This is a genomic window from Oharaeibacter diazotrophicus, from assembly GCF_004362745.1.
GTDB classification, from domain to species: Bacteria; Pseudomonadota; Alphaproteobacteria; order Rhizobiales; family Pleomorphomonadaceae; genus Oharaeibacter; species Oharaeibacter diazotrophicus.
Window position 1 is genome coordinate 508951 of sequence record NZ_SNXY01000006.1, and the last position, 24222, is coordinate 533172.

The 24222-nt window shown below is 69.9% G+C and carries 28 protein-coding genes; 19 read left to right on the forward strand and 9 right to left on the reverse strand.

From position 1 onward, the window contains the following. Positions 1–149: 149 nt before the first annotated feature. From EDD54_RS02545 to EDD54_RS02555, 3 genes are all read left to right on the forward strand, one after another. Positions 150–773 (forward strand): ATP-dependent Clp protease proteolytic subunit, encoded by a 624-nt coding sequence (locus tag EDD54_RS02545; protein WP_126536863.1) that lies wholly within the window; start codon positions 150–152, stop codon positions 771–773. A gap of 80 nt (positions 774–853) precedes the next feature. Then, positions 854–1198, forward strand: coding sequence for a hypothetical protein (locus EDD54_RS02550; protein WP_126536861.1), 345 nt, complete (start codon positions 854–856; stop codon positions 1196–1198). A gap of 33 nt (positions 1199–1231) precedes the next feature. Next, a complete protein-coding gene (locus tag EDD54_RS02555; protein WP_126536859.1) occupies positions 1232–2026 on the forward strand; it encodes a YdcF family protein in 795 nt (264 codons plus the stop codon). Between the two features lie 25 nt (positions 2027–2051). Here EDD54_RS02555 and EDD54_RS02560 read toward each other — a convergent pair whose 3' ends face one another. Both EDD54_RS02560 and EDD54_RS02565 read right to left on the reverse strand, forming a co-directional pair. Then, a complete protein-coding gene (locus EDD54_RS02560) occupies positions 2052–2429 on the reverse strand; it encodes a DUF3253 domain-containing protein (protein ID WP_245515621.1) in 378 nt (125 codons plus the stop codon). Further along, positions 2426–3133: a DUF599 domain-containing protein gene (locus EDD54_RS02565; protein WP_126536857.1), complete on the reverse strand. Its 708-nt coding sequence runs from the start codon at positions 3131–3133 to the stop codon at positions 2426–2428. Before EDD54_RS02565 ends, EDD54_RS02560 begins: the two co-directional genes overlap by 4 nt. Before the next feature lie 507 nt (positions 3134–3640). Here EDD54_RS02565 and EDD54_RS02570 point away from each other — a divergent pair. Both EDD54_RS02570 and EDD54_RS02575 read left to right on the forward strand, forming a co-directional pair. Continuing rightward, complete coding sequence (locus EDD54_RS02570; RefSeq protein WP_126536855.1) at positions 3641–3859, forward strand: hypothetical protein; 219 nt, start codon at positions 3641–3643, stop codon at positions 3857–3859. Between the two features lie 38 nt (positions 3860–3897). After that, positions 3898–4281 (forward strand): DUF2750 domain-containing protein, encoded by a 384-nt coding sequence (locus tag EDD54_RS02575; protein WP_126536853.1) that lies wholly within the window; start codon positions 3898–3900, stop codon positions 4279–4281. Positions 4282–4455: 174 nt separating this feature from the next. Here EDD54_RS02575 and EDD54_RS02580 read toward each other — a convergent pair whose 3' ends face one another. Together EDD54_RS02580 and EDD54_RS02585 are read right to left on the reverse strand one after the other, a co-directional pair. After that, on the reverse strand, positions 4456–4749 hold the full coding sequence (locus EDD54_RS02580) for a hypothetical protein (RefSeq protein ID WP_126536851.1): 294 nt from the start codon (positions 4747–4749) through the stop codon (positions 4456–4458). A 146-nt stretch (positions 4750–4895) separates the two neighbouring features. Beyond that, positions 4896–5096 carry a hypothetical protein gene (locus tag EDD54_RS02585; protein WP_126536849.1) on the reverse strand — a complete coding sequence of 67 codons (201 nt, stop codon included), beginning with the start codon at positions 5094–5096 and terminating at the stop codon, positions 4896–4898. 254 nt (positions 5097–5350) lie between these two features. Here EDD54_RS02585 and coaD point away from each other — a divergent pair, with 254 nt between their 5' ends. The 7 genes from coaD to tgt all read left to right on the forward strand — a co-directional run bounded on the left by coaD (position 5351) and on the right by tgt (position 11990). After that, positions 5351–5851 carry a pantetheine-phosphate adenylyltransferase gene (gene coaD, locus EDD54_RS02590; RefSeq protein ID WP_126536847.1) on the forward strand — a complete coding sequence of 167 codons (501 nt, stop codon included), beginning with the start codon at positions 5351–5353 and terminating at the stop codon, positions 5849–5851. Positions 5852–5924: 73 nt separating this feature from the next. Next, positions 5925–6401 (forward strand): peptidylprolyl isomerase, encoded by a 477-nt coding sequence (locus EDD54_RS02595; protein ID WP_126541728.1) that lies wholly within the window; start codon positions 5925–5927, stop codon positions 6399–6401. 44 nt (positions 6402–6445) lie between these two features. After that, complete coding sequence (locus EDD54_RS02600) at positions 6446–6925, forward strand: peptidylprolyl isomerase (RefSeq protein WP_207620352.1); 480 nt, start codon at positions 6446–6448, stop codon at positions 6923–6925. A gap of 120 nt (positions 6926–7045) precedes the next feature. Then, positions 7046–8158 (forward strand): tRNA preQ1(34) S-adenosylmethionine ribosyltransferase-isomerase QueA, encoded by a 1113-nt coding sequence (queA, locus tag EDD54_RS02605; protein ID WP_126536845.1) that lies wholly within the window; start codon positions 7046–7048, stop codon positions 8156–8158. A 169-nt stretch (positions 8159–8327) separates the two neighbouring features. Continuing rightward, complete coding sequence (locus EDD54_RS02610) at positions 8328–9764, forward strand: glycosyltransferase family 2 protein (RefSeq protein WP_126536843.1); 1437 nt, start codon at positions 8328–8330, stop codon at positions 9762–9764. A gap of 335 nt (positions 9765–10099) precedes the next feature. Then, on the forward strand, positions 10100–10783 hold the full coding sequence (locus tag EDD54_RS02615; protein ID WP_207620378.1) for a sulfotransferase family protein: 684 nt from the start codon (positions 10100–10102) through the stop codon (positions 10781–10783). A 34-nt stretch (positions 10784–10817) separates the two neighbouring features. Then, positions 10818–11990, forward strand: a complete 1173-nt coding sequence (gene tgt, locus EDD54_RS02620; RefSeq protein WP_126536841.1) for a tRNA guanosine(34) transglycosylase Tgt — start codon at positions 10818–10820, stop codon at positions 11988–11990. Between the two features lie 6 nt (positions 11991–11996). Here the strand turns inward: tgt and EDD54_RS02625 are convergent, their stop codons facing one another. The 3 genes from EDD54_RS02625 to EDD54_RS02635 form a co-directional block, all read right to left on the reverse strand. Further along, positions 11997–12404 (reverse strand): DUF4864 domain-containing protein, encoded by a 408-nt coding sequence (locus tag EDD54_RS02625; RefSeq protein WP_126536839.1) that lies wholly within the window; start codon positions 12402–12404, stop codon positions 11997–11999. Positions 12405–12560: 156 nt separating this feature from the next. Beyond that, positions 12561–13061, reverse strand: coding sequence for a Holliday junction resolvase RuvX (gene ruvX / locus EDD54_RS02630; protein WP_126536837.1), 501 nt, complete (start codon positions 13059–13061; stop codon positions 12561–12563). Positions 13062–13092: 31 nt separating this feature from the next. Then, on the reverse strand, positions 13093–13494 hold the full coding sequence (locus EDD54_RS02635; RefSeq protein ID WP_126536835.1) for a hypothetical protein: 402 nt from the start codon (positions 13492–13494) through the stop codon (positions 13093–13095). A 197-nt stretch (positions 13495–13691) separates the two neighbouring features. On the opposite strand from EDD54_RS02635, the gene EDD54_RS02640 reads away from it, so the two are divergent. After that, positions 13692–14390 carry a metal-dependent hydrolase gene (locus tag EDD54_RS02640; RefSeq protein WP_126536833.1) on the forward strand — a complete coding sequence of 233 codons (699 nt, stop codon included), beginning with the start codon at positions 13692–13694 and terminating at the stop codon, positions 14388–14390. A 5-nt stretch (positions 14391–14395) separates the two neighbouring features. On the opposite strand, the gene EDD54_RS02645 is transcribed toward EDD54_RS02640, so the two are convergent. Further along, complete coding sequence (locus tag EDD54_RS02645; protein ID WP_126536831.1) at positions 14396–15286, reverse strand: GGDEF domain-containing response regulator; 891 nt, start codon at positions 15284–15286, stop codon at positions 14396–14398. Positions 15287–15510: 224 nt separating this feature from the next. Between EDD54_RS02645 and gatC the strand changes: the two genes are divergently transcribed. From gatC to EDD54_RS02665, 4 genes are all read left to right on the forward strand, one after another. Then, positions 15511–15798: an Asp-tRNA(Asn)/Glu-tRNA(Gln) amidotransferase subunit GatC gene (gatC, locus tag EDD54_RS02650; protein WP_126536829.1), complete on the forward strand. Its 288-nt coding sequence runs from the start codon at positions 15511–15513 to the stop codon at positions 15796–15798. 67 nt (positions 15799–15865) lie between these two features. Next, positions 15866–17341 (forward strand): Asp-tRNA(Asn)/Glu-tRNA(Gln) amidotransferase subunit GatA, encoded by a 1476-nt coding sequence (gene gatA / locus EDD54_RS02655; protein ID WP_126536827.1) that lies wholly within the window; start codon positions 15866–15868, stop codon positions 17339–17341. A gap of 238 nt (positions 17342–17579) precedes the next feature. Then, a complete protein-coding gene (locus tag EDD54_RS02660) occupies positions 17580–18578 on the forward strand; it encodes an NADH-quinone oxidoreductase subunit B family protein (protein ID WP_126536825.1) in 999 nt (332 codons plus the stop codon). Further along, on the forward strand, positions 18575–20020 hold the full coding sequence (locus EDD54_RS02665) for a nickel-dependent hydrogenase large subunit (protein WP_126536823.1): 1446 nt from the start codon (positions 18575–18577) through the stop codon (positions 20018–20020). The genes EDD54_RS02660 and EDD54_RS02665 overlap by 4 nt, the downstream gene beginning before the upstream one ends. 48 nt (positions 20021–20068) lie before the next feature. On the opposite strand, the gene EDD54_RS02670 is transcribed toward EDD54_RS02665, so the two are convergent. Beyond that, entirely contained in the window at positions 20069–21169 is a 1101-nt protein-coding gene (locus EDD54_RS02670; RefSeq protein ID WP_133673948.1) for an NAD(P)/FAD-dependent oxidoreductase, read from the reverse strand. Between the two features lie 182 nt (positions 21170–21351). Here EDD54_RS02670 and EDD54_RS02675 point away from each other — a divergent pair, with 182 nt between their 5' ends. Both EDD54_RS02675 and prfB read left to right on the forward strand, forming a co-directional pair. Continuing rightward, positions 21352–22824: a M1 family metallopeptidase gene (locus EDD54_RS02675; protein ID WP_126536822.1), complete on the forward strand. Its 1473-nt coding sequence runs from the start codon at positions 21352–21354 to the stop codon at positions 22822–22824. A gap of 181 nt (positions 22825–23005) precedes the next feature. Then, positions 23006–24137, forward strand: a protein-coding gene (prfB, locus tag EDD54_RS02680; RefSeq protein WP_126536821.1) for a peptide chain release factor 2 whose coding sequence is annotated in 2 segments (ribosomal slippage) — positions 23006–23074 and positions 23076–24137 — 1131 coding nt in all. Because the reading frame shifts where the segments join, the coding sequence is not laid out codon by codon here. Positions 24138–24222 lie beyond the last annotated feature (85 nt).

Sequence of the window (24222 nt, forward strand, 5' to 3'; positions counted from 1 at the left end):
CGCGGTCGGCTCTTCTCGCCACCGGCCGTTCACCTTGGCCCGGTGCGGCGGGGCTGGCCGGGTTGCCGGGGGCGACTTACATGCGTAAGCATGGTGCGGAGGATCGCGCGCGAGCTCCGGCGCCGAATCAGTTCGAGAAGAAGGTTCCCATGATCTCCAAGGATCAGGCATTCGCCCGCCTCGACGACGAGGAGGAGAAGGACGAGAAGGCCAAGGACGCCGCGCCGGCGCCGCAGGTCGACAAGTATCTCTTCAAGTCGCGCACGGTGCTGATCACCGGTCAGGTTTCGCAGGAGCTCGCCCGCGACGTCACCGCCCGCCTGCTCGCCCTCTCGGAGGCGAGCGCCACCGACCCGATCACCGTGATCGTGTCCTCGCCGGGCGGCCACGTCGAATCCGGCGACATGATCCACGACATGATCCGCTTCGTGCCGGCCCCGGTGAACATCATCGGCACGGGCTGGGTGGCGAGCGCGGGGGCGCTGATCTACGTCTCGGTGCCGCGCGAGCGTCGCTTCTGCACCCCGAACACCCGCTTCCTGCTGCATCAACCGTCGGGCGGCGCCGGCGGCATGGCCACCGACATCGAGATCCAGGCCCGCGAGATCATCAAGATGCGCGACCGCCTGAACAAGATCTTCTCGGTCGCCACCGGCCAGCCGATCGAGCGGATCGAGAAGGACACCGACCGCGACTACTGGATGAGCGCGGCCGAGGCGATCGACTACGGCCTCGTCGGCCGCATCGTCGGCACCGCGGACGAGGTCGCCTGACGCATCCCGCACGGGGCACCGGCACGGCGCCGGCGCCCCGTCGCCACGGCGCGACGACGCAATTTCACGAGGGGCGCGTGATGATCCGATTCCGTTGTGTCCTGGCGGCGTCGGTCGTGGCCGTCCTGTCGGCCGCGCCGGCCTTCGCGATCGCGCCGAGCCCATACGACATGACCTACCGCATCCGCGGCGGCGGCGAGACCGCGCTGCTCGCCGACATGAAGGAGGGTGCCGGCCGCGTCGGCACGATCCCCGCCGGCGCCGAGGGCATCGTGCTGCGCTGGTGCCGCAGCGAGATCCCCTTCGGCGCCTGGCAGTTCGGCAGCCGCAAGGAGCAGCTGAAGCTGCTCGACGCGCGCTGGTGCGAGGTTTCCTACAAGGGCAAGGTCGGCGACGTCCCCGGTTCGGCGCTCGAACCGGAATGAGCCGGTCAGGGCTGTGAGGGGGCGGGGACGGCCGTGTTCTACCTGCTCTCCAAGCTCGCGTTCCTGGCCGTCCGCCCGTCGAACGCGGTCATCCTGGCGATGCTGATCGGGCTGGTCGCCCGCGGCACGCGCTTCCGCAAGTTCGGCACCCGGCTCGGTCTGTTCGGCCTGTTCGCGCTCGTCGTGTTCGCCTGGACCGGCGCGGGCGACGTGCTGATCAATCCGCTCGAGCGCCGCTTCCCGTTTCCCGAGCTCGGCGACACCCCGCCGACCGGCATCATCGTTCTCGGCGGCGTGCTCGACCCCTGGTCGACCCGGATGCACCACACCCCGCAGACCATCGACGGCGCCGAGCGGATCGCCGCCGGCATCGACCTCGCGCGCCGCTATCCGAGCGCACGGTTGGTCTATTCCGGCGGCACCGCCGACGCCCCGCCCGCGCTCGAGCCCGAGGCCGACATCGTCGGGCGCATGTTCGCCGAGGCCGGCATCGCGCCGGACCGCGTCGTGCTCGAGAAGCGCTCGCTCAACACCCGAGAGAACGCGCTGTTCTCCTACGATCTCGTCGGCCCGCGCTCCGGCGAGCGCTGGATCGTCGTCACATCCGCCTTCCACATGCCCCGGGCGATCGGATGCCTGCGCGCGGCCGGTTGGACCGGCCTCGTCGCCTACCCGGTCGACTATCGCGGCGATCCCCTGCCGGACATCGTCGACCTGAAGTCGGCGAGCGAGTCGCTGCTGCGCACCGACCTCGCGGTCAAGGAGTGGATCGGGCTGGTCGTCTACCGCTTCGGCGGCTTCACCGACGCACTGTTCCCGGCGCCCTGAAGCCGCGCTTTACCGGTGAGGATGATCAATCCTCGTCGTCGTCGAAATCGAAGTCGTCGAGGTCGTCGTCCTCGTCGGTCGGGGCCGGGGCGGCCGCGCGCGGCTCGAACACCGGCGGCGCCTCGCCCTCGGCGAGCGCACGGAAGCGCCAGAGGCCGCGCAGCGTCTCGGGATCGGTCGGCTTGCCCTTGCGCAGCACGACGATCTCGCCGGCGGCGGCGAGGCGCTTGGCCTCCTCCTTGATCGGCTTCATCAGCCGGCGCCAGATCTTCTCGTCGTGGCCGGCGATGGCGACGGCGACCTCCATCGGGTCGACGTTGCGGCCCGGGCCGCGTTCGGCGGCGAGGGACGTCATGCGGGCGCGGATCTCCGCCGCCTTCACGCGGCGCGGGTCGATGGTCAAGACAGGGCTCCGTAGAGCGCGTTGCGCGACTTCGAGAAGAACTGCCGGCGGACGAGGACGATCAGCACCAGGGTCGCCGACACCGTCAGGGCGTAGGGGCCGAAGTACCAGCCGAGAAAGCCGACCGACATGAAGAAGGCGCGCAGACCGCGGTTGAAGTGGGTGCCGGCGTACTGCACCAGACGGGTCGCGCGCAAGATGGCGGCCTCCATCTCCGGGGTGCCGGCATGGTCGCGGCCGGGAACGGCGCCGACCAGGATCGAGGCGTAGTTGAACAGCCGGTAGGCCCAGCCGAACTTGAAGAACGCATAGGCGTAGATCGACCCGAGGCACAGCGTCTTGACCTCGTAGGCGCCGCGGACGGAGGCCATTTCGAACGGCAGGTCGGCGACGATCGCGAGCACCTTGTCGGAAGCGTTGAGCAGCGCGAAGCAGCCGCCGAGCGCCAGCAGCGAGGTCGAGGCGAAGAAGGCGGTGCCGTTCTGCAGGCCCTGCATGATCGAGGTGTCGATCATCCGGAGGTCGCGCTTGCTCATCTGCCGGATCCAATCCTCCCGCGCCCGCGTCATGGCGTGGTTCAGCGACCGCCCGGCCCAGGGGCTGCTCTCGGCGAGCCAGGACTGGATCAGCCACGCGAACAGGAACCACGACGCGGCGAGAATGTCGGCGAGGGCGAACAGGGCGGCCTCCGGAGGCGAACGCACGGGAAGTGATCGTGCCGTCCGAGTCCGCCGCGATCAAGGCGTCGCCGTCGATTCGACGCCGGCCGCACGAAAGAAGGCCCGGCACCGCTGCGAGACGGGCCGGGCCTTGAAAGTCAGGGCCTTGGAGGATCAGGACAAAGGTCCTCGCCCTCATGAACGTCCGACCGGCCGGAAGGTTCCCGATTCTCGACGAGGCGAGGCCAGCCCCGAAACGACGAGGGCCCGGTTCCGTTCGGAACAGGGCCCTCGGGGGAGCGTCGGCGAGGGGGAGGGGGATCGACTCAGAATCATGGCGGTCGTACGGGTAGTGCCTTTCGCGCCACAAAGGGGAGTTGCGTCGATCAATCGCCGGGCTCAGGATATCGTCGTCAGCATACCTGCGATCCGTCCGAGCACTATCGTGAAGACTCGCCAAGTAGTCTGCCAGAACCTCGCGGAATCGCGTCCTCTCGCCGACGGAGGAGCAAGGTATGGGCGAGGTTGTAACGACGTAGGATTCCTGGAGCAATGACCGCGAAGTTTACGATTGTCCTCGCCAGCATCCCCGATCAAGAAAATGTTGTTGCGGAGATTTGGTGGGGGGATTCGATGTTTGCCGAGCTCCATCGTGGCCAGCGCGGCGAGGTCATGATCGAGATATTCACCGCGTCATCTCGTGACACGTGGCAATTTGAGTATACTGAAATGTTGAATGTAATTGATGAAGCCAAGCGCAAATTGTATTAGTATTTTACATATTTGATCACGGAGATGAGGGAGTCCTCATGATCGTCGACCAAAGACAGATGCAGGCTGTGCTTGCGCTTCCGGGTGACAGGCGATTCCTACACTTTGTAAAAGTGGTTGCCGATCGTCAGGAGGCCTGGGGCTTGTATCAGGATGGCTGGGCACTCGCGGCTACCGATGACGGAGTGCCGGTATTCCCGTTGTGGCCCGCGAGAGAGTATGCGGAGGCTTGTGCAGTCGGCGCGTGGGTCGACTATTCACCGCGCGGAATAAAACTCGACGACATTACGACTCAACTATTGCCGCGATTGAACGAAGATGGGGTATTGCCGGGTATATTTATGACGACAAAAGATAAAGCCCTTACGCCGACTATCGGAGAGCTTTTGGAATCAATTGAGGCGGAACTGAAAAAGTACTAGCATCAATGCAAAATACTCAACTTCGAGGCTTCATTGTTCTGCGGTGGGGCTTTGCTGTGCCCTCGCGCGCAGGTCTGTTGGTCGAAGTGGTCGCCGGACCGCGCACGCGCGCCGATAAAATGAGACCCTTCGCGGCGATCGCTTCAGCGATCGACCCGCCGGGGCGCCGGCGGCTCAGTTGCGGGCGGGGAGGGCGTAGAGATTGGAGAAGCCGGCGTCGAGGTTGGCGTCCTCGAGGGTCAGCGTCGGCGCGCTCGCGCGGTCGGCGGCGATCAGGTCGCCCTTCTCGACGACGTCGCCGGCCGGGGCGCGGTCCACAGCGTAGGCGGCGCCGACCAGGGCGAAACCGATCGAAACGGCGCAGGCCATCGTCACCAGCGCCATCGAGGCGCGCGGACGCAGGGAGCCACGGTCCGAGGCGGGGGCCGGCAGCAGGTCGGTGTCTTCGTCTTCCTGGAAGAGGCTCATGTCGGCCCCCTTCTTGGCTGGTTTCGAGAAGACCATAGTCGTTTCCCCGTACACGTCCCAATCACGGGTGCGCGACGACGCTTCACCATGTCAACGTCGCAGCGCGGCCCTTGTTCCACCCTATGGTTACGGGACGACGGGAATCGTCAGTTGGCGACCTGCTCGACCACGGTCAGCCCGGGCATGACCATGTAGGCCTCGGTCACGGTGTGCGGCAGCGCCACACCCGCGCACACGTCGGTCGCGGCGCCGGCGTCGCCGCGGCAGTCGGCCACCGAGGCGGCGCGGTCGTCCTTGGAGATCGGCGCGAAGTCGTACTCGGCGGCGCCGAGGTTCGTAAGGGCCACCGCGGCGACACCCGCCGCAATCGCCACGCGGACAAGTCCGCGTATCGCCGTCTTCGCCATCGTCTCGACCTCCGGGGGTTACTGGAACGCTCCCCACGAGACGACTTTCGGTCCGCTCGGTTATCGGATCCTGAATCGAATGTCGGGCAATCCGGTGAGGTTTGCGTAGGGTTTACGATCGGTTGACGACCTGTTGCCGAACGGTTGCGCGCCCTTGTTGCCACGTCGCGCCGATGCGGCTAATCCTTCCGGCCATGACGACCGCGCTCTATTCCGGCTCCTTCGACCCGGCCACCTTCGGCCATCTCGACGTCGTGCGCCGCGCCGCCCGGCTGTTCGACCGGCTGGTGATCGCGGTCGGCGCCCACCATTCCAAGTCCGCGGTGTTCACCCCCGAGGAGCGCGTCGAGATGCTGCGCGCGCTCGTGGCCCCGATCGCCGCCGAGACCGGCCGCACCATCGAGGTCGCGACCTTCGACGGGCTCGTCGTCGACGCCGCCCGCGCCGCCGGCGCGGGTGCGATCGTGCGCGGCCTCAGGAGCGTCACCGACTTCGACTACGAGGTCCAGATGGGTGGCATGAACGGCGCGATGGCGCCGGAAATCGACGTGGTCTACCTCGCCGCCGCCGCGGACGTGCGCCATATCGCCTCCAGCCTCGTCCGCCAGATCGCCGCGCTCGGCGGACCGGTCGAGGCCTTCGTCCCGGCCCTGGTGGCCGAGCGCCTCGTGGACCGTTACCGGACGCCGCGCTGATCGGCGCCGGCGCCAGACTGGGAGGAACGCCTTGCTAAAGACCCTCGCCGCGGCCCTGGCCGCCCTGTTCCTGATGGCCGTGGCGCCCGTGGCCGCCTCGGCCGCGGACACGCTGGTGATGGAGACCACCAAGGGCCGCGTCGTCATCAAGCTCCGGCCGGACCTCGCGCCCAAGCACGTGGCGCAGATCGAGAAGCTGGTGTCGCAGAAGTTCTACGACGGCATCGTCTTCCACCGCGTCATCGAGGGCTTCATGGCCCAGACCGGCGATCCCACCGGCACCGGTGCCGGCGGCTCGGACCTGCCGGACATCCCGGCCGAGTTCTCGCGCGCCCACTTCGCCCGCGGCACCGTCGGAATGGCCCGCGCCCAGGACCCGGACAGCGCCAACTCGCAGTTCTTCATCATGTTCGCCGACGGCGGCTTCCTCGACGGCCAGTACACCGTGTGGGGCGAGGTCGTCGAAGGTATGGAGACCGTGGACAAGATCGAGCGCGGCGAGCCGCCGGCGAACCCGGACAAGATCGTCTCGATGCGCCTCGGCCAGTGACGGCCGCGGGCACGAACGAAACCGACTTGAGAAGGAGGGCCGTCATGGCCGACATCAAGGATCCCGAGAACACCCTGGTCATGGAGACGACCAAGGGCCGCGTCGTCATCGAGATGCGGCCCGACCTCGCCCCGGGCCACGTCGACCACATCAAGAAGCTCGCCCGCGAGGGCTTCTACGACGGCATCGTGTTCCACCGCGTGATCGAGGGCTTCATGGCCCAGACCGGCTGCCCGCACGGCACCGGCACCGGCGGCTCGAAGTACCCGAACCTCAAGGCCGAGTTCAACGCCGAGCCGCACGTGCGCGGCACGGCCTCGATGGCCCGCGCGCAGAACCCGAACAGCGCCAACTCGCAGTTCTTCATCTGCTTCGACGACGCCCGCTTCCTCGACCGCCAGTACACGGTCTGGGGCAAGGTGATCGAGGGCATGGACAACGTCGACAAGATCAAGCGCGGCGAGCCCGTGCGCGATCCCGACAAGATCGTGTCGATGAAGGTCGCGGCCGACATCCCGGCCTGACCCTTCGCACATCCGATCCCGTCGGACGGGGCGGCGGCGGACCGGACGGTCGCCGCCGCCCCGTTCCGTTTCCGCCCGGCGGCGTTGCCAAGGCGCCCGGGCCCGCGCTACTCGTCGGCCATGGACGTCTCCCTCTTCGACTTCGACCTGCCGCCCGAATCGATCGCGCTGCGCCCGGCTTCGCCGCGGGATTCCGCACGGCTGCTGCTGGTGCCGCCGGACGGCGGCTTCGTCGACCACGTCGTCCGCGACCTGCCGGACCTGCTCGGCCCGGGCGACGTGCTCGTCTTCAACGACACCAAGGTGATCCCGGCCCAGCTCGCGGGCCTGCGCCTGCGCGAGGGCGCCGCCCCCGTGGCGATCTCGGCGACGCTGCACATGCGCGTCGGGCCCGACCGCTGGAAGGCCTTCGTCAAGGGCGCGCGCAAGCTCGCGGTCGGCGACCGCGTCGCCTTCGGCGCACAGGCGGGCGAGGGCGGCGCGCCGGCCTGCCTCGCCGGCGCGCTCGACGCCACCGTCGCCGAGCGCGGCGAGGACGGCGAGACCACCTTCGCCTTCGACCTCTCCGGCCCCGACCTCGACACCGCGATCGCCACGGTCGGTCACATCCCGCTGCCGCCCTACATCGCTGCCCGCCGTCCCGAGGACGCCCGCGACAGGGCCGACTACCAGACCGTCTACGCCCGCGAAGAGGGCGCGGTCGCGGCCCCGACCGCGGGCCTGCACTTCACGCCGGAACTGATGGCGCGGCTCGACGCCCGCGGCGTCGAGCGCCGGTTCGTCACGCTCCACGTCGGCGCCGGCACCTTCCTGCCGGTCAAGGCGGAGGACACCGCCGACCACCGCATGCACGCCGAGATCGGCCACGTCGACGCCGAAACCGCAGCGGCGCTGAACGCGGCGCGGGCCCGCGGCGGCCGGGTGATCGCGGTCGGCACCACCTCGCTGCGGCTGCTCGAAAGCGCGGCGGACGCCGACGGCACGATTCGCCCCTTTGCCGCCGCGACCGAGATCTTCATCACGCCCGGCTATCGGTTCCGGGCGGTCGACGGCCTCGTCACCAATTTCCACCTGCCGCGCTCGACGCTGTTCATGCTGGTGTCGGCCTTCGCGGGGCTGGAGCGGATGCGCGCGGCCTACGCCCACGCCATCGCGACGGGCTACCGCTTCTATTCCTACGGCGACGGCTCGCTTCTGCTGCCGGGCCGGCAAGGTCGAACGCCGGACGAATGAATATTGTGCGCCGGTGACGCGGCGGACTTTCTTCGTTCATGTCGGACAAGGAAGTATAGCAGGGTCGCACCACGTGACCGGGCCGATCCTTGTCGTCTCCGAACCGGGCGGATATAGAGCGCGTTGGAAACCTGCCGCGCGAGGCCCGGAGCGGACGAGGAGCGATCGAATGCGTGTTGCCGTACTCACGATGCAGAAGGACGAGGGGCGGCTACTGGAGAGCTGGATCGCCTATCACGGCCAGCTGTTCGGTACCGACGGCCTTCACATCGTCGACAACGGCTCGACCGACCCCTACACCCTCGACGTCCTCGGCAACGCCGCGCGCGCCGGCGCCAAGATCTTCCACAATCCGAGCCCGCGCGACTTCGAGCGCAAGGGCGAGATCATCAGCCGGATCATCGCCGAACGCTGCCGTCGGTTCGACATCTGCTTTCCGCTCGACGCCGACGAGTTCCTGGTCCGCTTCGACGACCGCCAGCCGACCTCGGACAAGGCCGCGATCGAGGCCGAGCTGCAGGAGTTCCTCGACAGCGGCAAGCAGGTATCGCGCCTCCTGGCGGCGATCTGGAACGAGCCGGGCTCGACGTTCGGCCACCACGCCCACCAGTACAAGGTCGGCCTGCGCTCGGACTTTCCGGTCAAGCTCGACCTCGGCCTCCACCTCTACGACCACGCCAACCGCCGCGACCTCGTCGACGCCGAACTGATCCACCGCGGCCGGCTCGGCATCATGCACTTCCACAACCGCCCCTTTGCCGACACGCTCGGGCGGGCGCGGTTGAAGCTGGCGCAGCGCGTTCGCGACTTCGAGCCGGCGACGCTGCGCGACTACAACGGCGCCGGCGGCCATCTCATCAAGTATTTCTTCATGACGCCGCAGGAGTACTACGCCCAGTTCTCCAAGCACGAGGTCGACCTCGCGCCGCTGTTCGCGCCCTACGGTCTCGAAGTTCCGTTCTCCCGCCTGCCGGACGAAGACGCCTCGACGTTGAGCGCCGCGATCGCGGCCAAGCCGAAGGCCAAGGGGAAGCCCGCGCCGAACACCGCCCCGGGCCTGACCGCGGCCGAACTGGAGCTGTTCCTGTCGGCCCTCAGGGTCGCGACCAACGTGCTCGAGTTCGGCATGGGCGGCAAGACCATCCTCGCCCGCGGCGTCGTCCGCGGCAGCCTGGTCGCCGCCCATTCGGATCCCGCCATGATCGAGAAGGTGCGCGGCGAGATCGGGGCCGGTCCGGGGAGCTTCGAACTGCTGCACGCCGACATCGGTCCGGTCGGCGCCTGGGGGTTTCCGACCAGCAAGCAGCAGAACCACCTCGACAACTATCACCTCGGCCTCGCGAACCGGATCACGCCCGACGTCGACTTCTTCCTGATCGATGGTCGGTTCCGTGTCGCCTGTGCGGCGATGGTCGCCGGCGCCATGGCGGCCGACGCCGTGGTCGCGATCCACAACTACCGGCCCCGCCCGCACTACCACGTCGTCGAGACGGTGCTGCGGCCGATCGCCGAGACCGGCGAGCTGACGCTGTTCGTGCGCCGGCGCGACGTCGACGCCGACACGATCGCCGCGCTGTTCGCCGACCACCGCGCCGATCCGCGCTGACGGAACGGCGCCTCGCGGATCGCCATCTCGCCGCAAACCCCGGACGCGTTCCGGCGCCCGCGTTCGCGCGGCCGCCGAACCGGCGCCGGCCGTGCCGCCACGTCGCCGAGACCATGCCGCGGCCCACCGGCGAGCCGACGCCGACGCGCGCCGATGGCATGCCCACCGGTCATTGCCGACCCGTGTCGGGGAATGGAATTGCGTTTCGGCGGGGTGTTCGCGCGGCCAGGGCGAAAGCATCTCCATTTTGAGGTTCCCTGACCTTCGCGACTGCGATATTCCTTCGCGCACGGTTTCGAGGCGAGTTCATTCCCGCGAACAGAAAGGATTTGGCAATGAAGGCTTTCGTCGTCGGTTTTCCGAAGTCGGGCACCACGAGCATCGACAAGGCGCTCGCGGCTTCCGGCATGCGGTCGGCTCACTGGAAGACGACGAAGGGTTACGTCGGTCAGATCATCTACCGCAATCTCTTCGCGGGCATCGATCCGCTCGCGGGTCTCGAGAACTTCGCCGCGATCACGCAGGCCGACGTCTGCCTGCCCAAGGAAAAGCTCAACTTCTGGCCGAACCTGGACTTCGCGGTGCTGCGTCAGATCCGCCGCTACCATCCGGAATGCGTGTTCATCCTGAACTACCGCGAGCCGCGTCTGACCGCCGACAGCATCCGTCGCTGGGGCGATCTGCGCCAGCGCATCAAGCAGTCGGACATCCCGGGCCTGCCGGCCGGCTACGGCGGCAACGACGAGCAGCTGATCACCTGGATCGAGAACCACTTCGCCGCCGTCCGCCACTTCTTCAAGGACGATCCGAAGTTCCTGGAACTCGACATCGCCGCGGCGGATGCGCCATACAAGCTCGGTGACGCCCTCGGCGTGGAGCTGAAGTGGTGGGGCAAGGCGAACATCAACCAGGTCAAGCCGATCGACGGCGGGCCGGCGATGGGCACCGGCGCGGTGGCGGCGGCGACGGGGGTCGAGACCTTCGAGCTGAAGCCGCGGTCGGCGGCACCGGCGGCGTGACGGGCGCGCTCGGCCGACCACGGACGGGATCTCGATGACCGAAGACACGACCGGGGCGGACGGCGGGGAATCCGCCGCCCGTCCGTTCTCGTTCCGCCTGCTCGCCACCGACGGCACCGCCCGCCGCGGCGAGATCACGACGCCGCACGGCGTGGTGCGCACCCCGGCCTTCATGCCGGTCGGCACGCAGGGCACCGTCAAGGCGATGTTCATGGACGACGTCCGCGCCACCGGCGCCGACGTCGTGCTCGGCAACACCTACCACCTGATGCTGCGCCCGGGCGCCGAGCGGGTCGCCGCCCTCGGCGGCCTGCACCGCTTCGCCAACTGGCCGCACACGATCCTGACCGACTCCGGCGGCTTCCAGGTGATGTCGCTCGCCCAGCTCCGCAAGCTCGACGAGACCGGCGTCACCTTCCAGAGCCACATCGACGGCCGCCGCTACGAGCTGACGCCGGAGCGCTCGATCGAGATCCAGGGCCTGCTCGGCTCCGACATCCAGATGCAGCTCGACGAATGCGTCCGCCTGCCGGCGCCGCCGGCCGAGGTCGAGCGTGGCATGCGGCTGTCGCTGCGCTGGGCCGACCGGTCGCGCCGCGCCTTCGAGGCGATGGGCGGGCCGGGCAAGGGGCAGGGGCTCTATGGCATCGTCCAGGGCGGCGACGTGCCGGCGCTGCGCGCCGAGAGCGCGCGGGCGCTCGCCGCGATGCCGTTCGAGGGCTATTCGGTCGGTGGCCTCGCGGTCGGCGAACCGCAGGCGGTCATGCTGGCGATGATCGAGGTGGTCGAGCCGCTGCTGCCCGTGGACAAGCCGCGCTACCTGATGGGCGTCGGCACCCCCGACGACATCCTCGAGAGCGTCGCCCGCGGCATCGACCAGTTCGACTGCGTGATGCCGACCCGCGCCGGCCGCCACGGCCTCGCCTACACCCGTTTCGGCAAGCTCAACTTCCGCAACGCCCGCCACGCCGACGATCCCCGGCCGATCGATCCCGAATCGTCCTGCCCGGCGGCGCGCGACTACAGCCGCGCCTATCTGCACCACCTCGTGCGCACCGGCGAGGCGCTCGGCGCCATGTTGCTGACCTGGGTCAACGTCGACTACTACCAGCGCCTGATGCAGGGCGCGCGCGACGCCATCGAGGCCGGCCGCTACGCCGACTACGTCGCCGAGACCAAGGACGGTTGGCGGCGCGGCGAGGGCTGACGCGCGTCAGGCCGCCGTGCCGGCGGCCTTGACCAGCTTGCAGCCGGCGATCCGCAGGCTGCCGTCGGGCTGGGTCTCGAGAAGGTAGAGCGCGGTGTAGCCGTCGCCGTCGGGGCCGACGACGAAGACTTCCTGGGCGAAGCCGCCCGGCACCGCCTGGAAGCGTCCGAAGGTGACCGACTTCGGCCGGTAGACCGGAGCGTATCCGCTCTTGACCATGCCCATGAAGACGTCGGCGCTCGGAAAGATCTCGCGCAGCCGCGGCGTCGCCAGCGACCATGCCGCGGCGCCGTCGTCGCTGCGGAAGGCGGAGATCTGGCGGTCGATCACCGCCCGGACGTCCGCCGCCTCGTCGGCGAGGACCGGGGAGGCGAGGATCGTCAGCACCGTCGCGGCCGCGAGCAATGTCCGCATGCTTCCCTCCGGGAGGCGGAGGCGCCGGGCGCCCCCTGGTGAATCGCCGATGCATGAAAAGGCTAGCATCGCCGCGCCGCCTGGAAAGGGGCGGATCGGCGACGACGGCGGCTTTCATGAAAATGTGATCGGTAGCAGGCGAATCGGGCGGGGGGATCAGAGCCGGCGCAGGTCCTCGGCGCGTTCGGCGACGTTAAGGCGGTCGACGAAGCCCTGCAGGATGAAGGTGGCGGCGAGCTTGTCGACCACCTCGCCGCGGCGTCGGCGCGAGGTGTCGGCCTCGATCAGCGTGCGGGTGACCGCGGCGGTGGAGAGCCGTTCGTCCCAGTAGAACACCGGCAGCGGCGTCAGCGGCGCGAGGTTGCGCACGAAGGCGCGGGTCGACTGGCAGCGCGGCCCCTCGCTGCCGTCCATGTTGACGGGCAGCCCGATCACCAGGCCGCCGACCTCGTGGCGGGCGGCGATCGCCAGCAGCTTCTCGGCGTCCTTGCCGAACTTGACGCGGGCGATCGTCTCGAGCGGCGAGGCGATCCGGCGGCCGACGTCGGAGAGCGCGAGGCCGATGGTCTTGGTGCCGAGATCGAGGCCGAGCAGGCGGGTGCCGGCGGGCAGGGCGGCGACGAAGGCGATCGGATCGGCGGACGGGGACGTGGTCATCGTCACCGCGTAGCACGCGGCGGCCGGCCGGTCACGCGGCGGCGTCGTCCCGGTCGGCGGGCTCGGACTCGGGCGGGATCAGCCGGCGCTCGAGGCTGGAGAGCAGGCGCGACGCAGCGGCTGGATCGGCGGCGGCGAGCGCCCCGAAAGCCTCCTCGGCGCGGTCCTCGAGGCTGCGGGCGTGGTGGGCCTTGATGGTCTCGACCCGGGTCACGATCGAGCGCAGGCGCTCGACCCCCGCACCCTGGCGCTCGTCGGCGATCTCGAGCACGGCCTCTGCGAGAATGCCGAGTTGCTTGCCGAAGCTCGCGACCTCCGCCACCACCTGCGCCTCGACCGTGCGGTCGCCGGCGTAGGTCTCGTCGGCGCGCGGGCGCGGCTCGTCCGGGGTGGTTCCGAGCAGGCCGAGCCAGGGGAAGGGCAGTCCGATCATGGCGTCGCTCTTGTGCGTTGCAGCAAGACTAGCCCGAAACGGCACGCCGGCGAAAGGGTTCAGTTGACCTGCACGGCATCGAAAGCCCGGCAATTCGCCGCAGCGGGCGAGCGGTTTTCCCTTTTCCCGCGCCGCGGGATCCCTAGATTGACCGGCGCGGGTGGACGAGGCGCCCGCGACAGCGCGGGAGACGAGACGTGAAGATCACCTGGTACGGACACTCGGCGTTCCGGATCGACTACGCCGACGCGGTCGTCCTGATCGACCCCTTCCTCAGCCACAATCCCTCCTTCGCCGGCAAGGTCGAGGACGTGACGGCGGGCGCGACCCACGTGGTGCTGACCCACGGCCACGGCGACCACCTCGGCGACACCGCGCCGATCGCCGAGAGGACCGGCGCCGTCGTCGTCGCCAACGCCGACATCTGCGGCTATCTCGGCGGTCTCGGACTGTCGCGCTTCGAGCCGATGAACACCGGCGGCACCGTGCGGCTCGGCGCCTTCTCGGTGACGATGGTCAACGCGCTGCACTCGTCGGCGACCCAGGTCGGCGGCATCTCGCACGCCCTCGGCAACCCCAACGGCGTGATCCTGAAGGCGGCCGGCGAGAAGGTGCTCTACCACATGGGCGACACCGACATCTTCGGCGACATGGCGCTGATCGACGAACTGCACCGGCCGCGGATCGGCATCGTGCCGATCGGCGACCGCTTCACCATGGGCGGCGAGGTCGCGGCCCACGCCTGCCGGCGCTTCTTCTCGTTCGAGACGGTGATCCCGTGCCACTACGGCACCTTCCCGCTGCTCGATCCCACCGCCGACGTCTTCGTCGAGGCGATGGGCGACCAGGCGGGCCGCGTGAAGGTGCTCGCCCCCGGCGGCTCGCTGATGGCCTGACGCCGTCAGCCGCGGCCCCGCTCCGGCGGGGCCGCGCAGACGCGGTTGCGGCCGGTGTGCTTGGCCTCGTAGAGCGCGGTGTCGGCGCGGCGGTAGAGGTCGCCGGCACTGCCGCCGAAGGCCATCGTGGCGACGCCGAAGCTCGCCGTGCACGAAATGCGGTGCCCCACGGCATCGATCGCCATGGCTTCGATCTGCTGGCGCAGATGCTCGGCCACCGAGAGCGCACCGTCGAGCGGCAGGTCCGGCAGCATCAGCGCGAATTCCTCGCCGCCGATGCGGCCGAGGAAGGTGTCCGGCGGGATCTTCAAGCTGCGGATCGCCTTGATGACCGCGTCGCCGCAGGAGTGACCGAACCTGTCGTTGATGCTCTTGAAGTGGTCGATGTCGAACACGATCAGCGACGTGCAGCCGTCGCGGCCCATCGCGGTGATGGCGCCGTGGGCGCGCTCGCGGAAGGCGTGGCGGTTCAAGAGGCCCGACAGGCTGTCGATGGTGGCGAGTTCGATCAGCCTGCGCTGCATCTTCAATGTCCGCTCGGCGACGCGCAGGCGCGCGCTGAGTTCGTTGGCCTTGGGCGGCTTCGACATGAAGTCGTCGGCACCGGCGTCGAGCACGCCGATCAGATGCTGGGCGTCGGCATTGGCGGACATGGCGATCACGTAGATCGGCCGACCGGCGTTGGCGAGCAGGCGCAGTTCCCAGCAGAGCTCGGTACCGGAGATCCCGGTCAGCTCGAGGCCGGTGACGACGACCTCGACCTCCGGTGTCGCCCGGATGTAGTCGAGCGCCATCTTGCCGTCGGTGAACATCACGACGTCCTCGGCGCGCGGCTCGAGGATCTGTTGGACGTAGAGCACTCCCGTGCGGCTTCCGTCCACGACGACGATGTGCATGGGCCCTCGGGGGATCTCGTTCGACGCTGATTCGGGTGGTGGCGCCACCAGTTGTCCACCATCGTGTGCACAGATCCTTAGCGCGGCGTTTCCCGGGCCGGCAAGACGGTCAAATGTACCCGTATCCTGCCGTGCGGCCGTGTCGCCTGGACGTTGGCGCGTGGGGCGCGGCTCTGCTATACGGCCGCGAACATCGCGAATGCAGAGAAGAGGTCGAGAGATCCATGTCCGTCGATACGGCCACCGTCCGCCGCGTCGCCCGCCTCGCGCGCATCAAGGTGAGCGACGACGAGGCCGAGCGGATGACGCACGAACTCAACTCGATCCTCGGCTTCGTCGAGCAGCTCGGCGAAGTCGACGTCGAGGGTGTCGAGCCGATGACCTCGGTGGTCTCCATGTCGATGCGCATGCGCGAGGACGTGGTCACCGAGGGGGCGGATCCGGCGCGCGTGCTCGCCAACGCCCCGGTCTCCGACCAGGACTTCTACACCGTGCCGAAGGTCGTCGAGTGAGCGGCGCCCGCCGCCCGCGCCGCCTTCGCCGCCCCTGCCAGACACCTCGCCGACGGGACCGGATCTCGTGACCGACCTCACCGCCTTCACCCTCGCCGAAGCCCGCGACCGCCTCGCCGCCGGCGACTTCACCGCGCTCGAGCTGACCGAGGCCTATCTCGCCGCCATCGAGCGCGCGCGCGTCCTCAACGCCTACGTGGTGGAGACGCCGGAGCGCGCCCTCGCCATGGCGAAGGCCTCCGACGCGCGCCGCGCCGCCGGCACGGTCGGGGCGCTCGAGGGCATCCCGCTCGGCATCAAGGACCTGTTCGCCACCGAGGGCGTCCACACCCAGGCCTGCAGCCACGTGCTCGACGGCTTCCGGCCGACCTACGAGAGCACCGTCTCGGCCAACCTCTGGGCCGACGGCGCCGTGATGCTCGGCAAGCTCAACATGGACGAGTTCGCCATGGGCTCGTCGAACGAGACGTCCTACTACGGCCCGGTCGCCAGCCCCTGGCGGCGCGCCGGTTCCAACGCCACGCTGGTGCCGGGCGGCTCGTCGGGCGGCTCGGCCGCCGCGGTCGCCGCGCGGCTCTGCCTCGGCGCCACCGCCACCGACACCGGCGGCTCGATCCGCCAGCCGGCCGCCTTCACGGGCACCGTCGGCATCAAGCCGACCTACGGCCGCTGCTCGCGCTGGGGCATCGTCGCCTTCGCGTCCTCGCTGGATCAAGCCGGCCCGATCGCCCGCACCGTCCGCGACGCCGCGATCCTCCTCCGCTCGATGGCCTCGGTGGACCCCAAGGACACCACCTCGGTCGACCGGCCGGTGCCCGACTACGAGGCGGCCGTCGGCAAGGGCGTCCGCGGCCTGAAGATCGGCATTCCCCGCGAATACCGCCTCGACGGCATGCCCGCCGAGATCGACGCGCTGTGGGAACGCGGCATCGCCATCCTGCGCGAGGCCGGCGCCGAGATCGTCGACATCTCGCTGCCGCACACGAAATACGCCCTGCCGGCCTACTACATCGTCGCGCCGGCCGAGGCCTCGTCGAACCTCGCCCGCTACGACGGCGTGCGCTACGGCCTGCGCGTGCCCGGCGACGACATCGTTGACATGTACGAGAAGAGCCGGGCCGCCGGCTTCGGCGCCGAGGTCAAGCGCCGCATCCTGATCGGCACCTACGTGCTCTCGGCCGGCTATTACGACGCCTACTACCTGCGCGCCCAGAAGGTGCGCACCCTGATCAAGCGCGACTTCGAACTCGCCTACGCGAATGGCGTCGACGCCATCCTGACGCCGGCGACGCCGTCCGCGGCCTTCGGCCAGGGCGAGAAGGGCGGCGGCGATCCGGTGGAGATGTATCTCAACGACGTCTTCACCGTGACGGTGAACATGGCCGGCCTGCCCGGCCTCGCGGTCCCCGCCGGCACCTCGTCCGAGGGCCTGCCGCTCGGCCTCCAGCTGATCGGCCGCCCGTTCGACGAGGAGACGCTGTTCACCATCGGCCGGGTGATCGAGGAAGCCGCCGGCACGCCGTCGCCGACGCCGTGGTGGTGAGGGGCGGGCGAGCTCGGATTCTCGCGCCAAGTGTTTGATTGCAAAGGATTTGCCACGATCGGTGCCCCATCCGGGACCCGATGGTGGCAAATCGAATGACATCAATGCCTTGGGCGGTTTCGATTTGCGCCGGAAACGATTGGGCGCGTCCCGGCCCCCGCCGATCGGCGCGTATGACAGCGGTCGCGGCGGCTGCTAGGCTCCGTGTCCGTTGAATCCCCGACGCGGCGTGCCCGAGATGACCCGTTCGACACTCCTCTGGCTCCAGGCCGGCAGTTGCGGCGGCTGCACCATGGCGGTGCTGGAGGAGGGCGCGCGCGGATGGTTCCGGGCGCTCGACGACGCCGGCATCGATCTTCTCTGGCACCCTTCCGCGAGCCTCGAGACCGGCGCCGAGGTGCGCGACATCCTCGTCGCGGTCGAGGACGGCGCGCGGCCGCTCGACATCCTCTGCGTCGAGGGCTCGATCCTGTGCGGGCCGAACGGCACCGGCCGCTTCAACCGGCTCGCCGGCACCGAACGCACCATGATGGACTGGGTGCGGGCGCTGGCACCGCGGGCGGGCGTGACCGTGGCGGTCGGCAGTTGTGCGGCCTTCGGCGGGATCCCGGCCGCGGGGCCGGACCCGACCGACGCCCGCGGCTTGGTCTTCACCAAGGAGACCCCCGGCGGCGTGCTCGGCGCCGGCTACCGCTCGCGCCTTGGCCTGCCGGTGGTGTCGGTGGCCGGTTGCGCGCCGCATCCGGGCTGGATCATGGAGACGCTGGCCGCGCTCGCCGCCGGCGACCTCTCCGCCCGCGACCTCGACGCCTTCGGCCGGCCGCGCTTCTACGCCGACCACCTCGCCCACCACGGCTGCAGCCGCAACGAGTTCTACGAGTTCAAGGCCAGCGCCGAGCGGCCGTCCGACCGCGGCTGCCTGATGGAGCACCTCGGCTGCAAGGCGACCCAGGCGGTCGGCGACTGCAACCAGCGCGCCTGGAACGGCGGCGGCAGCTGTACCGACGCCGGCTACGCCTGCGTCGCCTGCACCGCGCCGGCCTTCGAGGACATCCGCGGCTATCTGGCGACGCCGAAGGTGGCCGGCATCCCGGTCGGCCTGCCGCTCGACATGCCGAAGGCGTGGTTCGTGGCGCTCGCGGCGTTGTCGAAGTCGGCGACGCCGCGCCGGGTGCGCGACAACGCCCGCGCCGACCGGGTCGTGGTGCCGCCGGGCCGCGGCGAGGGCGGTCGATGACGCGTCTGGTGGTCGGGCCGTTCAACCGCGTCGAGGGCGACCTCGAAGTGACGCTCGACGTCGAGGACGGCGTCGTCGCCTCGGCCCGGGTGTCGACGCCGCTCTACCGCGGCTTCGAGCAGATCCTCGTCGGCCGTCCCGCCGGCGACGCGCTGGTGATCGCGCCGAGGATCTGCGGGATCTGCTCGGTGTCGCAGTCGATGGCGGCGGTGGCGGCGCTCCGGGCGCTCGGCGGCGTCGAGCCGGAGTCGAACGGGGTGCTGGCCGCCAACCTCGCCCACGCGGCGGAGAACATCGCCGACCATCTGACCCATTTCGCCGTGTTCTTCATGCCGGACTTCACCCGGCCGGTCTACGCGGGCCGATCCTGGTACGAGGCGGCCGCGACGCGCTACGCGGCGGTGTCGGGCACGGCGGCCGAGGAGTTCCTGCCGGCGCGGGCCCGGCTCCTCCAGATCATGGGCCTCGTCGCCGGCAAGTGGCCGCACAGCCTCGCCTTCCAGCCCGGCGGCACCACGCGCACGCTCGACCTCGGCGCGCGGATGCGGCTCCGGGCGATCCTGCGCGACCTCCGCGGCTTCTTCGAGCGCACCGTGATCGGCACCGGCCTCGACGCCTTTCTCGCGATCGCGACGCCGGACGCGCTCGCCGCCTACGCCGAGGCCGGACGCGGCGATCTGCCGGCCTTCCTGCGCATCGCCGCCGACGTCGGCCTCGACCGGCTCGGGCCGGGACCGGGGCCGCTGGCGAGCTTCGGCGCCTATCACGGCGACGGCGGCCCGCTGTTCGCCGCCGGCTCGTTCGACGCGGCGACCGGCTTCGCACCGCTCGATCCCGACCGCATCGCCGAGGACGTCACCCACGCCTCGATGCGCGGCGCCGGCGCGGTCCACCCGGCCCGCGGCGACACCGTGCCGGACGTCGACAAGGCCGACGGCTATTCCTTCGCCAAGGCGCCGCGGCTCGGCGGCCGGCCGGCCGAGGTCGGCGCGCTCGCCCGGCAGGCGGTCGACGGCCAGCCGCTGATCCGGGCGCTGCTCGCCCGGGACGGCGGCTCGCGGGTGACGACGCGCATCCTCGCCCGCATGGTCGAGATCGCGAGGCTCCTGCCGGCGATGGAGGGCTGGGTGTCTTCGCTCGATCCGTCGGCGCCGTTCTGCGCCGACGGCCGGTTGCCGACCGACGGCGTCGGCGAGGGGCTGGTGGAGGCGGCGCGCGGCGCGCTCGGCCACTGGATCGCGGTCCGCGGCGGCAAGCTCTCGCACTACCAGATCGTGGCGCCGACGACCTGGAACTTCTCCCCGCGCGACGCCGCCGGCGTGCCCGGCCCGCTCGAAGGCGCGCTGGAAGGCACCGTCGTCGGCGCCGAGGGCGCCGGCTCGGTGGCGGTGCAGCACGTGGTGCGCTCGTTCGACCCCTGCATGGTCTGCACCGCGCACTGAAGAAGTGCGCGGAACAGGCTGGCAAAGCTCGATTTTCTCTTCGTGCGGTCAGGTCCGCCCGGCGGCCCAGGCGGCGAGGTCGCCGGCCGGCGCGGCGCCGGTGAGGCTGCGGGCAATGCCGTCGCCCATCAGCGGCGCCAGCTTGAAGCCGTGGCCGGAGCAGGCCGACTGCACCGTGGCGCGGGCGCCGAGGGCGCGGACGTGGAACGCCTCGTCCTCGGTGACGGTGTAGAAGCAGGCCTTGCGCTCGAGGATGGTGTAGCGGTCGAAGTCGCGGTAGGCGAGGCGGGCCGCCGTCATCAGCCGCGCGACGTCGGCGTCGGTGCCCTCGCGGTCGCCGTCTGGATCGCCCGAGCGGGAGAACTCGTGGTCGCCGACCTTGAGGCGGGTGCCGGGGCGCGGCGGCAGCGTGTAGGTGCCGCTGTCCTTGCCGATGTCGATGAACACCGGCGCGTCGGCCCAGGCGCGGGCGAGATCGGTCGGGGGGGCGAGGAAGGCGACGGCCTGACGCGACGGCACGGTGACCGGCGCGAGATCCGGCACCAGCTTGGTCAGCCAGGCACCGGCGGCGATCACCACGTGGTCGCCGGAGAATTCGCGGCCGTTGACGGTGACGGTGCCGCGCTCGGCGTCGATCGCCGTCACCTTGTGGCGCGGATGGAAGACGACGCCGCGGTTCGCGAGCGTGCGGACGAGGTCGGTCAGGATGCGGATCGGGAACAGCACGCCGCCGCCGTCGGTCTCGACGACGCGGGAAAGGCCGGCGGTCTCGAGCATCGGATAGCGCGCGGGCACAGACGCGAGCGGCAGCTCGCGCCAGCCGACGTGGAGGGCGTCGAGGTCGGCGAGCGAGGCGTTCAGCCAGGGCACGTCCTCGCGCTGGACCACGACCACCGGCATCGGCTCGAAATGGCGGGCGCCGATGTCGCCGAACAGGGCGTCCCAGACCTGGAACGCCGCCGGCATCAGCCGGGCGTAGCCGTGCATCTCGCCGTAGGCGTGGCGGGTGATGCGGTGCTCGTCGTAGGAGGTCGCGACCGGGCAGGGCACCGGACCCTGCTCGAACACCTCGACCTGGACGCCGCGGCGGGTGAGCGCCCAGGCGGTGGAGAGGCCGGCGATGCCGGCACCGACGACGAGGACCTTCATGGACGACTTCCGGGATGGATGCGGCGGGGCGGCACGGTGGTAGCAACTCCGCCGGAGCTTGTCGACGACGGCGCCGATGCCCGCCGGGGCGACCGGCAACCATCGGACGCGATTTCCCGCGTCCGGGGATTTCCCGATCCCGAACTTGCGTCTAGCTTCCTCCGGTCCAACCGGAGGGTCCCATGACCAGACACCACGCCTCGGCCGCGCTCGTCGGCGCCGTCCTCGCGGCGACGCCCGCGCTCGCCAACGACGAGTTCTTCCCGACCTTCGGCAACACCGGCTACGACGTCCAGAGCTACGACATCGCCCTCGACGTCGACCCGGCCAAGAACACGATCGCCGGCGTCGCCACCCTGACGGTGGTCGCCGAACGCCAGCTCGGCGTGTTCACCCTCGATCTTGCCGGCCTCACCGTGTCGTCGGTGAAGGTGGACGGCGTCGCCGCCAAGTTCTCGCGCGACGCGGACAAGCTGAAGGTCGCCTCGCCCTTCCCGGTGCGCAAGGGCAACACAGCCCGCGTCGAGGTGCGCTACGGTGGCACGCCGACGCCGATCCAGGATCCGACCGCGCCGGGCGACCCGGACTACGTGCTCGGCTGGATGCACTACAAGTCGGCGCCCTACGCCCTCAGCGAGCCGGTCGGCGCGTCGACCTTCTACCCAGCCAACGACGAGCCGACCGACCGCGCCGCCTTCCGCTTCCGCATCACCGTGGACGAGCCGTTCACCGCGGTCGCCAACGGCGACCTCGTCGACGTGATCGACCGCGGCGCGCGCCGCACCTTCGTCTGGTCGATGCCGCAGCCGATGACGACGTGGCTCGCCACCGTGCACGTCAACAAGTTCAAGCTTTCGACCGCGATGGCCGGCCGCCGGCCGGTGCGGGTCTACGCGACCGCCGCCACCAAGCCCGCCGACGTCAAGGGCTACCTGAAGGCGGCCGCGATGATCACGTGGTTGGAGCCGCTGGTCGGGCCCTATCCCTACGCCTCCTACGGCTCGGTGACCGTCGACGACCCGGCGCTCTACTACGCGCTCGAGACCCAGGCGATGTCGACCTTCCCGACCGGCGCGGCCGACGAGTCGATCGTCGTGCACGAGCTGGCGCACCAGTGGTTCGGCGATTCGGTTTCGGTGCAGGAATGGCGGGACCTCTGGCTCGCCGAGGGCTTCGCCACCTACATCGAGACGCTGTGGCCGAACCGGAACGATCCCGCCGCGTTCGACGCGGCCATGGCCGGCCTCTACGACTACGCCAAGCAGAAGGCGCTCGGCCCGGCTGTGGTGGACGGCCCGGAGGAGATCTTCTCCAACCGCACCTACGTGCGCGGCGGCCTGACGCTCTACGCGCTCCGCCAGAAGGTCGGCGACAAGGTGTTCTTCCAGATCCTGAAGAGCTGGGCGTCCTGGTTCCGCGGCCAGGCGGTCGACACCCAGGACTTCATCGACACCGCCGTGCTCGTCAGCGGCGACCAGTCGGTGCGTCCGCTGCTCGACGCCTGGCTCTACCAGAAGCCGCTGCCGGACTTCCCGGCCGCGGCCTCCGGCGCCGCGCCGGTTGCGGCGAACGCCGCGGCGGTCGCCAACCTCGTCGGCCTGCGCTGCGGCCTCGGCCGTGCCCATGGGAGCCCGGCGGCGTCCTGCGGGAACTGAGCCGGCTCGACGACGAAGGCCCGGCGGTCCCCGTGTCCGCCGGGCGGGCCGGCCGGAGGTTTACACCGCGAGGTCCCGACCCTATGTTCCGCCCGCCGCGTCGGACGTCCGCCGCGGCGGGTGGCGGGGCCCGACGACCCCGGCCGGCCCGAACGTCACCTCAGCGACAAGGATCTCTCCCATGAGAGCCGAGACCGAGGCCATCGTCGACGAGATCAGGCAGGGTATGGCCCTGCTGAGGAGGCATCTTTGACTGGGATGCCTCCCAGCAGCGCATGGCCGAGCTGAACGGCTTCGTCGAGGATCCCACCCTCTGGAACGACCCGGAGCGCGCGCAGAAGATCATGCGCGAGCGCACCGATCTGGAATCGCGCATCAACGGCTACCTGAAGCTCGAGCGCGAGCTCGGTGACAATCTGGAGCTGATCGAGCTCGGCGAGATGGAAGGCGACGATACCGTCGTGACCGACGCCGAGGCGATGCTGCGCGAGCTTTCCAAGGAGGTCGTCCACCAGCAGACGGAGTCGATGCTCTCCGGCGAGGCCGACGGCAACGACGCCTACGTCGAGATCAACTCGGGCGCCGGCGGCACCGAGAGTCAGGACTGGGCGAACATCCTCTTGCGCATGTACACCCGCTGGGCGCAGCGCCGCGGCTACAAGGTCGAGGTGCTCGAGATGCACGACGGCGAAGAGGCCGGCATCAAGAGCGCGACCATCCAGATCAAGGGCCACAACGCCTACGGCTGGCTGAAGACCGAGTCGGGCGTGCACCGCCTCGTGCGCATCTCTCCCTTCGACAGCCAGGCCCGCCGGCACACCTCGTTCGCCTCGGTCTGGGTCTACCCGGTGGTCGATGACAAGATCGCCATCGAAGTCAACGAGGCCGACGTGCGCATCGACACCTACCGGTCGTCGGGCGCGGGCGGCCAGCACGTCAACACCACCGATTCGGCCGTGCGCATCACCCATCTGCCGACCGGCATCGCGGTGGCGTGCCAGAACGAGCGCTCGCAGCACAAGAACCGCGCCACGGCGTGGCAGATGCTGAAAGCCCGCCTCTACGAGGTCGAGCTGAAGAAGCGCGAGGAGAAGGCGATGGCCGACGCCGCCGGCAAGACCGACATCGGCTGGGGCCACCAGATCCGCTCCTACGTCCTGCAGCCCTACCAGCTGGTCAAGGACCTCCGGACCGGCGTCGAGAGCACCGCGCCCGGCGACGTCCTCGACGGCGACCTCGACGGCTTCATGGAGGCGACCCTCGCTCAGCGCGCCTTCGGCAAGCAGCCGCTGGAGATCAAGGACGTCGACTGACGGTCGCGTTCGCGGGTCCGAGAAGCGTTCGGCCCTCCCGCAAGGGAGGGCCGTTTTGCATTTGGCGTGGCGGTGTCCTGCCGTT

Coding starts and splice junctions, on each gene's coding strand:
- EDD54_RS02665 (WP_126536823.1), top strand. CDS start 18,575: ATGACGCGTCTGGTGGTCGGGCCGTTCAACCGCGTCGAGGGCGACCTC.
- EDD54_RS02670 (WP_133673948.1), bottom strand. CDS start 21,169: ATGAAGGTCCTCGTCGTCGGTGCCGGCATCGCCGGCCTCTCCACCGCC.
- EDD54_RS02625 (WP_126536839.1), bottom strand. CDS start 12,404: ATGCGGACATTGCTCGCGGCCGCGACGGTGCTGACGATCCTCGCCTCC.
- EDD54_RS02600 (WP_207620352.1), top strand. CDS start 6,446: ATGGCCGACATCAAGGATCCCGAGAACACCCTGGTCATGGAGACGACC.
- EDD54_RS02610 (WP_126536843.1), top strand. CDS start 8,328: ATGCGTGTTGCCGTACTCACGATGCAGAAGGACGAGGGGCGGCTACTG.
- queA (WP_126536845.1), top strand. CDS start 7,046: ATGGACGTCTCCCTCTTCGACTTCGACCTGCCGCCCGAATCGATCGCG.
- EDD54_RS02595 (WP_126541728.1), top strand. CDS start 5,925: ATGGCCGTGGCGCCCGTGGCCGCCTCGGCCGCGGACACGCTGGTGATG.
- EDD54_RS02545 (WP_126536863.1), top strand. CDS start 150: ATGATCTCCAAGGATCAGGCATTCGCCCGCCTCGACGACGAGGAGGAG.
- EDD54_RS02635 (WP_126536835.1), bottom strand. CDS start 13,494: ATGATCGGACTGCCCTTCCCCTGGCTCGGCCTGCTCGGAACCACCCCG.
- EDD54_RS02575 (WP_126536853.1), top strand. CDS start 3,898: ATGATCGTCGACCAAAGACAGATGCAGGCTGTGCTTGCGCTTCCGGGT.
- gatC (WP_126536829.1), top strand. CDS start 15,511: ATGTCCGTCGATACGGCCACCGTCCGCCGCGTCGCCCGCCTCGCGCGC.
- EDD54_RS02570 (WP_126536855.1), top strand. CDS start 3,641: ATGACCGCGAAGTTTACGATTGTCCTCGCCAGCATCCCCGATCAAGAA.
- EDD54_RS02615 (WP_207620378.1), top strand. CDS start 10,100: ATGAAGGCTTTCGTCGTCGGTTTTCCGAAGTCGGGCACCACGAGCATC.
- tgt (WP_126536841.1), top strand. CDS start 10,818: ATGACCGAAGACACGACCGGGGCGGACGGCGGGGAATCCGCCGCCCGT.
- EDD54_RS02550 (WP_126536861.1), top strand. CDS start 854: ATGATCCGATTCCGTTGTGTCCTGGCGGCGTCGGTCGTGGCCGTCCTG.
- EDD54_RS02645 (WP_126536831.1), bottom strand. CDS start 15,286: ATGCACATCGTCGTCGTGGACGGAAGCCGCACGGGAGTGCTCTACGTC.
- EDD54_RS02660 (WP_126536825.1), top strand. CDS start 17,580: ATGACCCGTTCGACACTCCTCTGGCTCCAGGCCGGCAGTTGCGGCGGC.
- ruvX (WP_126536837.1), bottom strand. CDS start 13,061: ATGACCACGTCCCCGTCCGCCGATCCGATCGCCTTCGTCGCCGCCCTG.
- coaD (WP_126536847.1), top strand. CDS start 5,351: ATGACGACCGCGCTCTATTCCGGCTCCTTCGACCCGGCCACCTTCGGC.
- EDD54_RS02675 (WP_126536822.1), top strand. CDS start 21,352: ATGACCAGACACCACGCCTCGGCCGCGCTCGTCGGCGCCGTCCTCGCG.
- EDD54_RS02580 (WP_126536851.1), bottom strand. CDS start 4,749: ATGAGCCTCTTCCAGGAAGACGAAGACACCGACCTGCTGCCGGCCCCC.